Genomic DNA, 11854 nt, shown 5'->3' with positions numbered 1-11854 from the left:
AAATGCCCCATCAGGACCGGCTGCCATGGCAAAACTTCCAGATTTCGAAGCGCTCGCGATCTTCGCCAAAGTCGTGGAGCTGCGATCATTTGCGGGGGCTGCGAGCGAGCTTGGGATGTCCAAGGCCACGGTGTCCAAGGCGGTCACGCGATTGGAGGAGCGGCTCGGCGCGCGGCTGTTCAACCGCACCTCGCGCCGGCTCGCGCTGACCGATGCCGGCCACAAGCTGGCCGAACGCGCGACGCGCCTCTTGGCTGACGGCGAGGCCGCTGAGAACGAGGCCTTGGCGCAGTCGGTGGCGCCGCGCGGCCTGGTGCGGCTCGCCGTCCCCATGACGTTCGGCATCAAGGCGGTGGCGCCGCTGCTGCCCGAGTTCTTCCAGGCCTATCCGGAAGTCTCCGTCGATCTGCATTTGAGCGATGCGACCGTCGACCTGATCGGCGAAGGTTTCGACATGGCGGTGCGGATCGCGCGGCTGCCGGACTCTTCGCTGATCGCGCGGCGGCTCTTCACCATGCCGCGCTACACGGTCGCCGCGCCGTCCTATCTCAAGAAGCACGGCCGGCCGACGCACCCGATGCATCTCGCCGCGCACAAATGCTTCAGCTACGCCTATCTCTCCACGCCCAACGCCTGGCACTACACCAATTCGGCCGGCGAGCAGGCCAGCGTGCGCCCGGGCGGCCAGCTTCGCGTCAACAACGGCGAAGCCGTGATGCCGGCGTTGATCGCGGGGCTCGGCATCGCCGAGCTGCCGGAATTCATCGTCGGCGAGGCGATCTCGTCGGGCGAGGTCGAAGTCATCCTGAAGGACTGGAAGCAGGCCGAAGGCGCCGTGCACCTCGTTACCCCGCCCGGCGGCCCCCGCCCCGCGCGCGTCGAAGCGCTCGCCGATTTCCTGGCAGCGAAGCTGCCGGGCACATGCAAGCGGCGGCCGCGCGGGAAAAGCAAAGCGTCGTAGGAGCGCGCGCGGCTTCAACGCTCTCCGTCATTGCGAGCGCAGCGAAGCAATCCAGCATGTCTCCTCGGAGAGATTCTGGATTGCTTCGTCGCAAGAGCTCCTCGCAATGACGAACTACGACACCTTCACGCCATGGATCGCGACGACGCGCAGGCTTGGCTTCAGCGTCCCCTCCAATTGCGCCTTCAATTCGTGAACGCGTGGGTCGCTCGACCGCGCCGCACACACACCATATTGATGGACGGATCGCGCCAGCGCGCGCCGCGCTTCCGGCGTTCCCGTCAATTCGGGCGTCGAAAGCCGCAACACGATCGCTGCGAGATTCACCAGCATCTCGTCCAGCGCAACGTCGATAGTCGCCAGATTCCGCATCATCCACTCTCCCTGGGAAGGCAACAGCGGGCCCGGACATGCGTTCCTGAAGGAGCCCGATATGGCTAACGGTTCGTAAACGTCTTGTTCTTGCCGCCTGGCGCGTTAGCCTGGCAGCGAAACAAGAAAATCAGGCGAGGGCAAATCATGGATCGACGCGGTCTCTTGCGTGCGGCTGCGGCATTGCCGCTGACGGAGTTTTTGCCCAGGCAGTTTGCCAAGTTGAAGAAACGCTAGGGCCCTCGCGTTGCGGTCATGAACTTTGTTGTCTATACCCGCGCCGCGTTCTGTTTCCTGCTTCCCGTTTCTCAACAACCCGACGACCGCTACATGATGCTTCGTCTTATTTGCCTCTTCCTCTTCGCACTGTGCCTGGCCGGCCCCGCGCAGGCGCAAACCAACCAGCCGGCGACGGTTGCCAAGCCGGCAAAGAACGCGCCTCCCAAGCCGGCACCTGCTTCGCAGTCCACGCCGCAAGCTGCAGGACCGTGCGTCGGCGTGATATCGCTGCTGGGCGATCGCTTCATCGTGAAGAAGATCGGCGTGACCGTGTTCGGCAACGAGAACAAGGAGGTTCCGGTCGACGGTTTCGGGCTCGATGACCTCGTTGTCGAACGTGTGAGGGCCGCGGTCGGCTCTGGTTTTGTCGTCCGCAGGATCGCTGCCGATAGATCCGCATTCAGTTCCTACGATCCCGGGCTTGGCATGTTCGTTCGCAGCGACAAGGCCGGCGCCATCGTCCGCCAAGTTGCCGGTCAGGCCGGATGCAAACGCTATGTCGTCGTGATCAAGGGAATACGCCAGGGTGGATTCTTCGGCATCGGTGTCATGAAGGTCAGCCCGCTGTACGACATCGCCGACATCTACGCGGTCATACGGATCTACGTTCATGACGGGCAAAGCTTCGATATTCTGAAGAGCGGCGAAGGCTCGATCAGCGGAAGCAACTTTATGACCGGGCCGCCGACGCTGCGTATCGATTGGGCGCAGTGGCCAGAACCGCCGGAAGCCGCCAACAATCCAGTGATGCGCGCGTCGACGCGGCAACTGCTCGGCAACGTCCTCGACAAGAGCCTGCCCACCCTGTTGCAGTCGCAGTAGTTGGGGAGATGCGGCCAACCGGCCGCCCCCTCCAGGCCCCGCCGGGGAGGGTGCAAGCGCACGGCTATCGCAACACAATCCATTCCGGTTAGGCTCCCTCCCAATCACGAAAACAATCGGGGAGGTACCCACCAATGAACCGCCGCGAACTTCTGAAGGCCGCTGCCGTGCTGCCCCTAGCACAGGCCGCTTGCTCTCGATCAAGCTTTGCCCAAGCTCTTTACCCCTCGCGCAACATCACCATGATCGTTCCGTTCCCGGCCGGCGGACAGGCCGATCTCGCTGCGCGACCGGTCGCGACGGCATTGGAGCGGATCCTCGGCAAGCCTGTGATCGTCGACAACCGGGCGGGAGGCGGCGGCGGATCGGTCGGCAATGCCGCGGCCGCGCGTGCCGAGCCCGACGGTTACACGCTGCTGATGACGCTGTCCTCGCTCGCGGTGCTCCCCGAGGCCGACCGGCTGTTCGACCGACCCGTCGCCTACGAGGTCTCGCAGTTCATGCCGATCGCGCGCGTGCTCGCCGATCCCACGCTGCTCGCGGTGCCGGCCTCGGCGCCCTGGAGAACCGCGCAGGATTTCGTCGAGGATGCGAAGAAGCGGCCGGGCCAGATCGCCTATGGCTCGTCCGGGCCGTACGGCACGCTGCATGTGGCCATGGAGATGTTCGCGAGCAGCGCCGGCATCAAGCTGCTGCACGTGCCGTTCCGCGGCGCAGGTCCTGCGCTGACTGCGATCCTCGGCGGCACCGTGCAGGCGATCGCCGCCGCACCCGGCACGCTGAAACCGCAGGTCGACGATGGCAAGCTGCGCGTGCTCGGCAATTGCGGCGCGCAGCGCATCGCGAGCTTCCCTGATGTGCCGACCTTCCAGGAGCTCGGCTACAAGGATGTCGAGTTTTACATCTGGGCCGGGCTGTTCGCGCAGAGCGCTCTCCCTGCGCCGATCGCGATCCGCCTGCGCGAGGCGATGACGCAAGTGATGACGAGCCCTGATGTGCTCAAGGCATTCGAGACCTCGGGCAGCCTCGTCGCCTATCAGGACGCGCCGGCCTTCTCTGAGTTCGTCGCGACCGACAGCAAGCGGCTGATCGCGGCGGTGAAGAAGATCGGCAAGGTGGAGTAGGGCCGTTCAGAATTCGCTGCGGACCAGGCCGCGCAGCGTGTGACGGTCGTATCCCGGCGCGAACGCGCCCTCGTACGAGGCCTTGAACGATGTCGCGGTCGTCAGGTCCCACCGGATTTCGGCGCCGGCAAGCGCCACCGTGCGCGCGCGCTCGACGCCGGTGATCGCGAACGGAATGCCGGGTGCGCCCTCCAGCGCCGCCGTCGTGGTTGCCGCGCTGCCGGTAAACTCATGACGAACGGCAATGGTCGCGCCGAACTGTGCCGCGTGGCCATTCGGCATCATCATGCGCTGGCTGCCGCGCAGGCCGGCCGTGCCATAGCCGAGGTCGAAACTGCCGCCTCGCACCAGCTGATTGACCCCCGGCGCACCTGCCTCTGAAAAACTGCCCTGGCGTGTCGCGTACCAATCAGCCTTGGCAAAGGGCTCGGCGACAAGACCCCATCCGGTCTGGAACGGCCGCGAGATGCCCAGCGAAGCGGCAAAGGTGTTTGCACGCGAGGCGGCAGTTGCCGTCTCGCCGAGGAACGCGATCGTGCGCGAGGAGTCGAGCGCCGCAAAGGAATAGCTGATCGCCGATGCGAGATTGAAGCCGCCGGCTTCGCCGCGCGCGTAGACGCCGGCATGCCCGGCATTGGCCTCGATACGGTCGGCGCGGCCGGTCATTCGCAGTTGGCCGGTCGATGCGCCGACCGCGAGGCCTGCCGTAAAGCCCGGCATGTGCCAGAGGTCGGCACCGAGCGCGGCGCCGGCGATGGTCGTGTTGGTTCCGAAGGCAATGTCGCTCGCGGCCACCTTGTCCCAATTACCATAGCCGCCAAACCAGACGCTCTGCATCGGCGCCGCGCGGCGGCGGTTCAACGCCTTGCCGATCGGGTCCCTGGGCTCCGGCGCGTAGGCGGACGCGGTCATCCGAACGGTCTCGCCGCGCGACTGCGTCCCGGCATTCCACATGAAGCTCTGGAACATGTCGGCCTGATCCGCAACGAAGCGGCGTCCATCGGCGTGGATTTGACCGGCCAGGTCGTCGAGGCCGGCCTTGATGCCTGGCGTATTGAGCGCGGCGAGTGTGTTGATCGCAGTGGCCAGCGGTCCCGATGCGCCGCCGAGCTGTACCTGGTCGAGTGCGCCGGCCACCGCGGCCTGGTTCGGCGTCAGCCCCGACAACGTTCCGAAGCCGCCGATCTGCTGCAGCAGGAAGTAGACGTTGTTGGCGTCATAGCTGAGCTGCCCTGTGACTAGCGGGCTGCTAGAGCTCGTGAGCGCGGCGAACGTGCCGCTGACGCCGCCCGCCGCCGTGAGGATGGTGTATTGCGTGTTGGCGATAAAGCCTGCGCCGAGCGGCACGATCTGCACCGTACCGCCGTTGAGCGTGGCGGTCCCGGTCGCTGCGATCCTGTGGGACTGGCCGCCGGGGTTGATCTCGACCTGGAAGGTCGAGCCGGCATTGAAGGCGACGTTGCCGTTGACGTTGAGCGTCCCGATCGAATTGCCGGGCGCGACCATGCCGCCATTGTTGACGACGAGTCCGCCGACGGTGCCGGTGCCGCCGAGATAGCCGCCATTGATCGTGACGACCGAGGGCAATGTGCCGTTCACGACCAGGCCGCCCGCGTCCACTGTCGTCGCGCCGTTGAAGGCGGTGGTGCCGGTCAGCGTCCAGACGGAGTTGCCGTTCTTCTTCAGTTGCTCGAACTCGTCATATTGCAGGCCGGGGCCGAGATTGCCGAGGTCGAACATGGCGCTGCCAATGCTGCCGAAGTTCAGCGTATCGGTACCGCTCCCGCCGCGAACATTCCCGGTGATCGTCGCGCCCGGCGCGAGGCCGAGCTGATCATCGCCGCCATTCAGCTCGATCGCTCCGCTGCCGCCGCCCGAGATGGTGCCGGCGTTGAAGATGGTGTCGCTGCCGGAAGAGCCCTGGATGGCGAGGAAGAAGCCGCCGGAGATCGTGCCGCCATTGACGAGCGAATTGCCGCCGGCGATGAATTGCACGCCGGTATGGCCGCCGCCGATCGATCCGCTGTCATAGACGAGGACGACATTGCCGCTCGACGTCCCGCTGATCCGCAGTCCCGTCGTGTTTCCTCCGGTGCCGACGGCCGTCCCGCGAATGTTGAGGAGGTTGTCGTTCGAATTGTCGATGACGATGGCTGCTTCGGCGTTGCCCGTACCCTCCGCGATCGCACCGGCGGCGACCGTCACATTGTTGTGGGTCGATCCGTTGGAGAGCAGAACCGCTCCGCTGGAGGTCGAGACTGTCGCCTGATTGTTGACGGTGACATGCGAGGCGATGGTGGCGTCGAAAACGATCGCAGGTATGCCGGCGCCGGGCAGCAGCGATGTCGTGGTGCCGTCGCCGACATTGACGGTGACGTTGGTGCCGCCGGTGGCGTTGATGTGATCGGTGTTGCCGAGGCCGGTGCAGGTTGCGACATCGCCCGAATTGAGTGCGCCGATCGTGCCGGTGCCGGCCACGGTGCAGGCGGCGCGCGCCGGGCTGGACGTCAGGACCAGGAAGGCCAGCACGAGGGGCGCCAGCGCGGTGGTGACCAGCAGCTTGCGGCGAAAGATTGCGGCCGTGGCGACGTTTTGCGCACAGACCGGTCTTGCAGTCGGCATCGACATTCCCCTCATTGCAGCCCATTGCTAGCGGGAGCGCCGTGATGATTCTTGGCGTCAGGCGAAATGCCTTATGGCGAAAGGCGCAAGAGGCCGGTTTGCTTCTGCCCTGTTGCTGGGGCGCCACGGACCAAGGCGTCAGCGGGAGCTGCCATGGTTCCAGTCGCGCTTTTCACATTTTGTTGTTGGTCCAGAACAAGCTCGCGTCTCATTGATTGAAGAGAATTCGAGAGACTTGGGAAGGATCTGGACATGCGAACAGAGCGGATCGCGCTAGGTGTGGCGCTTGCGGTCGGCGGCATCATGGCGCACAGCGCTGCATCCGCGCAGGAATACCGCGGCACGATGGAACAGCAGATGGCCTGCACACCTGATGTGTGGCGCCTGTGCAGCGATCAGATTCCCGACGTGAACCGCATCGTGGCCTGCTTGCAGCAGAATACGCCACAGCTTTCGAGCGGCTGCCGTGCGGTGTTCCAGTCCAGCAACCAGATGCCGCCGCAGCAACAGGTTCCGCGCGGCCGGGCCGCACCGCCACCACGCTACATTGCTCCGCCGCCTCCACAGCGGCCTTACGACGAGGACGAATAGCGCCGCTCAGGGCCTGTGCTCGCAGACGTCGACCCATTCAGCCGCGGTCAGCTCGGCCATCCGCTCCGGTGTGATGCGCACCGCGCTATGGGTCGAGCCGGCAGCCGGCACCACGACGTCGAATGCCTTCAGCGAGATGTCGCAATAGATCGGCAGCGGCGACTTCAGGCCGAACGGGCAGACGCCGCCGACCTCGTGTCCGGTGATGTCGGCGACTTCCTCCAGACCCAGCATCTTCGGCTTGCCGCCGAACTGCGCCTTCACCTTCTTGTTGTCCATGCGCGAGGTGCCGGCCGCGACGATCAGGATCACGCGCTCGCCGATCCGCAACGACAGCGTCTTGGCGATCATTCCGGGTTCGACGCCATAGGCTTCGGCCGCCAGCGCCACGGTCGCGGAGCTGATCGGGGATTCGATGACGGAAATGTCGGGGGCTTTCTCGGCGAAGAAGGCGCGAACGGATTCCAGGCTCATTCCGGGCAGCTCATCCAATCTTACAGCGGGCGACGACCCCTAAGCGATTCCCGGCAGCTCGGAGAGGGCGCGGACGCGATGATCCGGCGCAAAGCCGAGCTCGTCCATCTGGGTGCGGATCGCCTTGAACATGGTGAGCGGTGCCACGAGTTCGTTCTCGACGCAAGCCAGCGCCATCGCTTCGGGCGTCACCCGCTCGATCCAGGCAACCTTCAGTCCGAACGATTTTGCCCCGGCGGCGTCCCAGGGATTGGAGGAGACGAACAGAACCTCATCAGGCGCGGTGCCGAGCACCTCGCCGATCAGCTCATAGGCCTGTGGGCTCGGCTTGAAGATCTTTTTCGCGTCGACGCTGATGGTGGCATCGAGCAGGCGGTCGAGCCCGGAATTGCGTACCAGCGCATTGAGCATGTCCGGGCTGCCGTTGGAGAGGATGGCGAGCTTGCGCGGTCTCAGGGCCGCGAGCGTTTCGGCCGCATCCGGATAGAGATCGAGATGCAGATATTTCTCGATGACGCGCTCGAATGCCTCGCTCTCATAGGCGAGTCCGAGCACACGCAGCGTATAGGCGAGCGAGTCGCGCGTGACCGCGTCAAAATCCTGGTAAGCTTGCATCAGCGAGCGCAGCCAGGTGTATTCAAGCTGCTTGATGCGCCAGACCTGCGTGATGATCTCGCCGTAGCCGGGAAACGCATCCTCAGTGACGTCAGCGACCGACTGGATGTCATAGAGCGTGCCATAGGCGTCGAAGACGACGGCTTTGATGGGCATCGGCTGTCCTTCCGGGGTTGTGGTCACAAGAACTCCGATTGGGGCGTGCGTATAATTCGTCAGCTTACCAGAGCAAAGCGGACGTCTGCCACTGCAGGTGTGATCGGCAGCTTGTGACCCAAGACAGACATTGCGGGGTAGTCGCTATAATTTGAACTCTATTCTTCATGCAGACGTGCTTAGCTATTGTAGTTGCAGGGCAAATAAGGCGCTTCGTCCCATGCCGAAATGGCTTGTTGTACTTGTCGCTCTCCTCGCGGCTACGGCCTACGTCCCTCAGGTCCGCCACAGTGTGATCAACTGGCTTAAGACGCACCCTGCGCTCATTGGACCAGCTCTGACCGTCGCCGGAATACTGGCAGTCTTGTATCTGTTCATCGATCCTACCACGGTACTGTTCTTGGCCGTTGTCGCTGTCGTCTCCGCTCTCGCTGCATTCTTTGACCCGAGAACCTATTCGAGCCGATGAGACCCTCGTATGAACGACAGCTCGCGGCCCTTGAAGCTTCGTACAGGGAGTTGCTTCTGTCGGCACTACAGGGGTGCGCTAAGGGACAGTGGGGACTCTTCGGCTCGTACGAACGAGTTGGTTTGCGCGACCCCGCACGGGAGGAGCTCCTTGAATTAGGCTCCAAAATCGAGCGCCTGCGCCACAAGTGCGGCATTGAACCCTTCCAGCTCCACGAGCGGTTCCTGCAGATGGGCTCTCGCCTTTCAAACACTCCGGGTGAGCCGAAATTGGCTCAGCGGTGGTTGGACGAACTGACGTAAGCAATCACGCGGTTATGGCCCTTACACAAATGCGCACAGTTTTCCTGCTCTGGCATAGCTATCCGCGCGAAGATGCTCTGGATGAGAATGATACCGAAGATAAACTCGTCGGGGTCTATAGCAGCGCGGCCGAAGCAGATGCAGCAAGACTGCGCAAGCTGCGCTTTGAGGGCTTTCGCGACTATCCCGATAATTTCCAAGTCAGCGAGATGGAAATCGACAAGGACGCGTGGAGCGAAGGATTCGTCTCCGTGAAAACGTAAAGCGAATATCTCATCGAGCATGGAAGAGCACTCTTTCGTCGTGCCTAAAGAGCGTGAGAGCAATCGCTCCGATACGCGCCCGTTGATTTGGTGGTTCGTCCTCGCCCTTATAGCGCTAGTTGCGTCGCAAGTTATGCGGCTGCATCAACATCAAGCGGCAAGTTGGCTTCTCTGGGACTATGTGGGTCGGATCACTGCTCTCACCATTTTGGCGGCAGTGCCTTCTGCTCGGATCGCTGCATTTCGAACAGGTGGACGTCAAATTTCACTTTTTGAGATTGTCCTTTGGATCGTCGGAATTTGCTTGCTAGATCGCTTTGTCCAGTTGCCGCAATCTTTCCTCAATGCGGCATTCCCTACAACCGTTCTCGGCGCATATCCGCACCCGACCGGATGGCTAAAAGCGTTCGATCTTTTTTTTGGCTTAGCCTTGGTAGCTATCAGCGAAGAAGTCATATTTCGCCGATACATCCGGCTAGCATTCCGGCCTTATCTGGGTGACGGCATCTTTGCCGTTCTCACGACGTCAGTTTTGTTCGGCGCAATTCATTGGTGGGCCGGCCTTGGTAATGTCCTTTCTACGGCTACTGTTGGCCTTTTCCTCATGTTAATGCTGCGGCGGTCGGGTGTGCTATGGCCGGTGGCACTCGCGCATTACCTGCTAGATTTGATCAATTTCGCCTAACGCGCCTTGCAGGTTCGGAAGTCATACGACTGCTCCTAGCCCGAAGGGGTCGACGCGATACCTCCGTCGGATGTCAGCTGCTCGGGGTGTAGCGGACCCGATATGCTCGACCTGAGTTCTTCCGGGCGTGACCCATTGCAGACATCGCCACCTTGCGGTCTTATCGCGTATTTGGAGAGATCATGCCCACCGCTTGGGCCGAACTGACGACTCTCTACGAGAGCATGAGATGAAGACGACTGGACTTTGAAAAGGCGGCAGCATTGGCAACGCTATGGGTCGAACTCACGTGCGAGGGGCAGGCTCGCATAGTGCGCGAATCTACAGTCGCAAAGCCTTACGGTTGGATATTCTTTTATGAAGCGAAACAGTTTCTAGATATCGGTGACGATTCGGCAGCACTTGTCGGAAACGCGCCCATCATTGTGGACAGGGATACGCTAGAACTTCGTATAGTCGGGGCTACGGCGTGGCCGCTAGAGCACCATCTGAACGAGTACGAGAAAACGCTCGCTCTGGCCTCCCTTCAACGTGCGCCGCAACCTCCAACTTGGTAGCCGAGATGACAACTATCGCATCAGTACGGCTGATGTCCGCTCCTGGCCCAAGTCGGACGCAAGTCGAGTTGCGGCAACGCGCTGCTATCAGGGGCGGAGCAGACTTCGGACGACGAGTAGCGCGAGCTAGCCGGTCGGCTGACGTCCTGGCCGCGTCCAGGTCGCCCGCTCTGCGAACACCCGGCTGACCTCCGCCATGTGCTCGGTGCCCCACGTGCAGAGCGGCACCAGCGCTTCGGCGAGGCTCTGGCCCAGAGGCGTGAGGCTATAGTCCACCCGCGGCGGCACCTCCTTGTAGTCGGTCCGCTTCACCAGGCCATCGGCCTCCAGCTCCTTGAGCTGCTGGATCAGCACCTTGTCGCTGACGTCGCGTATGGCGCGCCGAAGCTCGCCGTAACGGGTCGGTCCGTCCTGGGCGACGAAGTACAGGATCAGCGGCTTCCACTTGCCCGAGACGACCCGCAAGGTCGCATCCAGGCCGCAGGTGAAGCCGGGCAGATTCGGCGTGCAACGTTGGACGTCTGCTTGGGCTTGCGCCGGTGGGGAGATGAGGTCTGAACGATCTGACGACATTTTTTGGGCACTTACCAAAAGGTGCATACTTGTCGATAGGTGGGTACGCCGCCAGCTCAGTGCAACCTCAATGAAGGAGCACATCATGAGCAGACTACAAGGCAAGACGGCGGTGGTGACGGGCGGCGGAACGGGCATCGGGCTCGGAGCCGCCAAACGGTTCGTCGATGAAGGCGCATTCGTCTATCTCTTCGGGCGACGGCAGGAGCCGCTCGATGCTGCGCTCGCGCAGCTGGGGTCCTCGGCGCGTGCCGTCAGGGGTTCGGTCACCGATCTGTCCGACCTCGACCGACTGTATGCGACGGTGAAAGCCGAACGCGGCAATGTCGACGTTCTGTTCGCCAATGCCGGGACCGGCGCGTTTGCGCCGCTCGGCCAGATCACGCCCGAGCACTATGATCAGATCTTCGATGTCAACGTGAAGGGGCTGGTGTTCACCGTGCAGAAAGCCCTGCCGTTGATGCGCAGGGGATCGTCGATCATCCTGACCGGCTCGAGCACGGGCGTGATGGGGACGCCGCAGTTCAGCATCTACAGCGCGACCAAGGCCGCAATCCGCAATCTGGCGCGCAGCTGGGCGCTGGACCTGCGCGGCACGGGCATCCGCGTCAACGTGCTGTCGCCGGGGCCGACCAAGACGGAGCTGGCGCTGGAGGTCGTGGGCGAGGAAGCGTTCGATGCACTCGGCAGCGCCACGCCCATCGGGCGCGTCGGCGACCCCAGCGAGACCGGCGCGGTGGCCGCATTCCTGGCGTCCTCGGACAGCAGCTACATGACCGGCGGCGAGGTCTTTGTCGATGGAGGCTTGGCTCAAGTCTGAAGCCTTCGTCTGAGTGCGAGGGCTTTGGTCAATGGGATCGAAGCCCTCATGCGCTGCGATGAGGATACGATTTAGAGCGAAATGGCTTTAGGTTGAATTGATCGGTGGGGCTCGTTCACCTCTCCCGCTTGCGGAGAGGCATAGGCGGCCTCTGGCCGCCGTTCTCTAA

General features: G+C 62.9%; 13 protein-coding genes. 8 read left to right on the top strand and 5 right to left on the bottom strand.

All coding sequences use genetic code 11. The features are described 5' to 3' along the window. Positions 1-25 precede the first annotated feature (25 nt). Positions 26-961, top strand: coding sequence for a LysR family transcriptional regulator (locus I6F24_RS14205; RefSeq protein WP_035997402.1), 936 nt, complete (start codon positions 26-28; stop codon positions 959-961). Positions 962-1075: 114 nt separating this feature from the next. Here the strand turns inward: I6F24_RS14205 and I6F24_RS14200 are convergent, their stop codons facing one another. Then, positions 1076-1333, bottom strand: a complete 258-nt coding sequence (locus I6F24_RS14200) for a hypothetical protein (protein ID WP_036021169.1) — start codon at positions 1331-1333, stop codon at positions 1076-1078. Between the two features lie 255 nt (positions 1334-1588). Here I6F24_RS14200 and I6F24_RS14195 point away from each other — a divergent pair, with 255 nt between their 5' ends. Then, a complete protein-coding gene (locus I6F24_RS14195) occupies positions 1589-2434 on the top strand; it encodes a hypothetical protein (RefSeq protein WP_146207665.1) in 846 nt (281 codons plus the stop codon). 134 nt (positions 2435-2568) lie between these two features. Beyond that, positions 2569-3558 carry a tripartite tricarboxylate transporter substrate binding protein gene (locus I6F24_RS14190; RefSeq protein ID WP_225126560.1) on the top strand — a complete coding sequence of 330 codons (990 nt, stop codon included), beginning with the start codon at positions 2569-2571 and terminating at the stop codon, positions 3556-3558. 6 nt (positions 3559-3564) lie between these two features. Here I6F24_RS14190 and I6F24_RS14185 read toward each other — a convergent pair whose 3' ends face one another. Continuing rightward, positions 3565-6180 (bottom strand): autotransporter outer membrane beta-barrel domain-containing protein, encoded by a 2616-nt coding sequence (locus I6F24_RS14185; RefSeq protein WP_225149340.1) that lies wholly within the window; start codon positions 6178-6180, stop codon positions 3565-3567. 252 nt (positions 6181-6432) lie between these two features. Here I6F24_RS14185 and I6F24_RS14180 point away from each other — a divergent pair, with 252 nt between their 5' ends. Continuing rightward, complete coding sequence (locus tag I6F24_RS14180) at positions 6433-6771, top strand: hypothetical protein (RefSeq protein WP_035997417.1); 339 nt, start codon at positions 6433-6435, stop codon at positions 6769-6771. A 6-nt stretch (positions 6772-6777) separates the two neighbouring features. Here the strand turns inward: I6F24_RS14180 and I6F24_RS14175 are convergent, their stop codons facing one another. After that, on the bottom strand, positions 6778-7245 hold the full coding sequence (locus I6F24_RS14175; RefSeq protein ID WP_035997420.1) for a YbaK/EbsC family protein: 468 nt from the start codon (positions 7243-7245) through the stop codon (positions 6778-6780). Positions 7246-7284: 39 nt separating this feature from the next. Next, positions 7285-8016, bottom strand: a complete 732-nt coding sequence (locus tag I6F24_RS14170; RefSeq protein WP_225126556.1) for a haloacid dehalogenase type II — start codon at positions 8014-8016, stop codon at positions 7285-7287. Positions 8017-8816: 800 nt separating this feature from the next. Between I6F24_RS14170 and I6F24_RS14165 the strand changes: the two genes are divergently transcribed. The 3 genes from I6F24_RS14165 to I6F24_RS14155 all read left to right on the top strand — a co-directional run bounded on the left by I6F24_RS14165 (position 8817) and on the right by I6F24_RS14155 (position 10292). Next, the gene (locus tag I6F24_RS14165; RefSeq protein ID WP_035997430.1) at positions 8817-9050 is read left to right on the top strand and encodes a hypothetical protein; all 234 of its coding nucleotides are present in this window, start codon (positions 8817-8819) and stop codon (positions 9048-9050) included. Positions 9051-9069: 19 nt separating this feature from the next. Further along, complete coding sequence (locus tag I6F24_RS14160) at positions 9070-9735, top strand: CPBP family intramembrane glutamic endopeptidase (RefSeq protein WP_036021153.1); 666 nt, start codon at positions 9070-9072, stop codon at positions 9733-9735. A 263-nt stretch (positions 9736-9998) separates the two neighbouring features. After that, on the top strand, positions 9999-10292 hold the full coding sequence (locus I6F24_RS14155) for a YrhB domain-containing protein (RefSeq protein WP_225149338.1): 294 nt from the start codon (positions 9999-10001) through the stop codon (positions 10290-10292). Between the two features lie 126 nt (positions 10293-10418). Here I6F24_RS14155 and I6F24_RS14150 read toward each other — a convergent pair whose 3' ends face one another. Beyond that, on the bottom strand, positions 10419-10790 hold the full coding sequence (locus I6F24_RS14150; RefSeq protein WP_036021178.1) for a helix-turn-helix domain-containing protein: 372 nt from the start codon (positions 10788-10790) through the stop codon (positions 10419-10421). A gap of 160 nt (positions 10791-10950) precedes the next feature. On the opposite strand from I6F24_RS14150, the gene I6F24_RS14145 reads away from it, so the two are divergent. Then, entirely contained in the window at positions 10951-11685 is a 735-nt protein-coding gene (locus tag I6F24_RS14145) for an SDR family oxidoreductase (protein WP_225126554.1), read from the top strand. The last annotated feature ends 169 nt before the right edge of the window (positions 11686-11854 follow it).

Origin of the sequence: Bradyrhizobium sp. BRP23, from assembly GCF_020194135.1 — a bacterium.
GTDB lineage: Bacteria > Pseudomonadota > Alphaproteobacteria > Rhizobiales > Xanthobacteraceae > Bradyrhizobium > Bradyrhizobium yuanmingense.
Note: the sequence above shows the minus strand (reverse complement) of the source record. Positions and strands in the feature narration are given on the sequence as shown.

Excerpts from the sequence above, each read along its gene's own strand:
- I6F24_RS14205 (WP_035997402.1), top strand. The coding sequence starts at position 26 with ATGGCAAAACTTCCAGATTTCGAAGCGCTCGCGATCTTCGCCAAAGTC.
- I6F24_RS14200 (WP_036021169.1), bottom strand. The coding sequence starts at position 1,333 with ATGCGGAATCTGGCGACTATCGACGTTGCGCTGGACGAGATGCTGGTG.
- I6F24_RS14195 (WP_146207665.1), top strand. The coding sequence starts at position 1,589 with ATGAACTTTGTTGTCTATACCCGCGCCGCGTTCTGTTTCCTGCTTCCC.
- I6F24_RS14190 (WP_225126560.1), top strand. The coding sequence starts at position 2,569 with ATGAACCGCCGCGAACTTCTGAAGGCCGCTGCCGTGCTGCCCCTAGCA.
- I6F24_RS14185 (WP_225149340.1), bottom strand. The coding sequence starts at position 6,180 with ATGCCGACTGCAAGACCGGTCTGTGCGCAAAACGTCGCCACGGCCGCA.
- I6F24_RS14180 (WP_035997417.1), top strand. The coding sequence starts at position 6,433 with ATGCGAACAGAGCGGATCGCGCTAGGTGTGGCGCTTGCGGTCGGCGGC.
- I6F24_RS14175 (WP_035997420.1), bottom strand. The coding sequence starts at position 7,245 with ATGAGCCTGGAATCCGTTCGCGCCTTCTTCGCCGAGAAAGCCCCCGAC.
- I6F24_RS14170 (WP_225126556.1), bottom strand. The coding sequence starts at position 8,016 with ATGCCCATCAAAGCCGTCGTCTTCGACGCCTATGGCACGCTCTATGAC.
- I6F24_RS14165 (WP_035997430.1), top strand. The coding sequence starts at position 8,817 with ATGCGCACAGTTTTCCTGCTCTGGCATAGCTATCCGCGCGAAGATGCT.
- I6F24_RS14160 (WP_036021153.1), top strand. The coding sequence starts at position 9,070 with ATGGAAGAGCACTCTTTCGTCGTGCCTAAAGAGCGTGAGAGCAATCGC.
- I6F24_RS14145 (WP_225126554.1), top strand. The coding sequence starts at position 10,951 with ATGAGCAGACTACAAGGCAAGACGGCGGTGGTGACGGGCGGCGGAACG.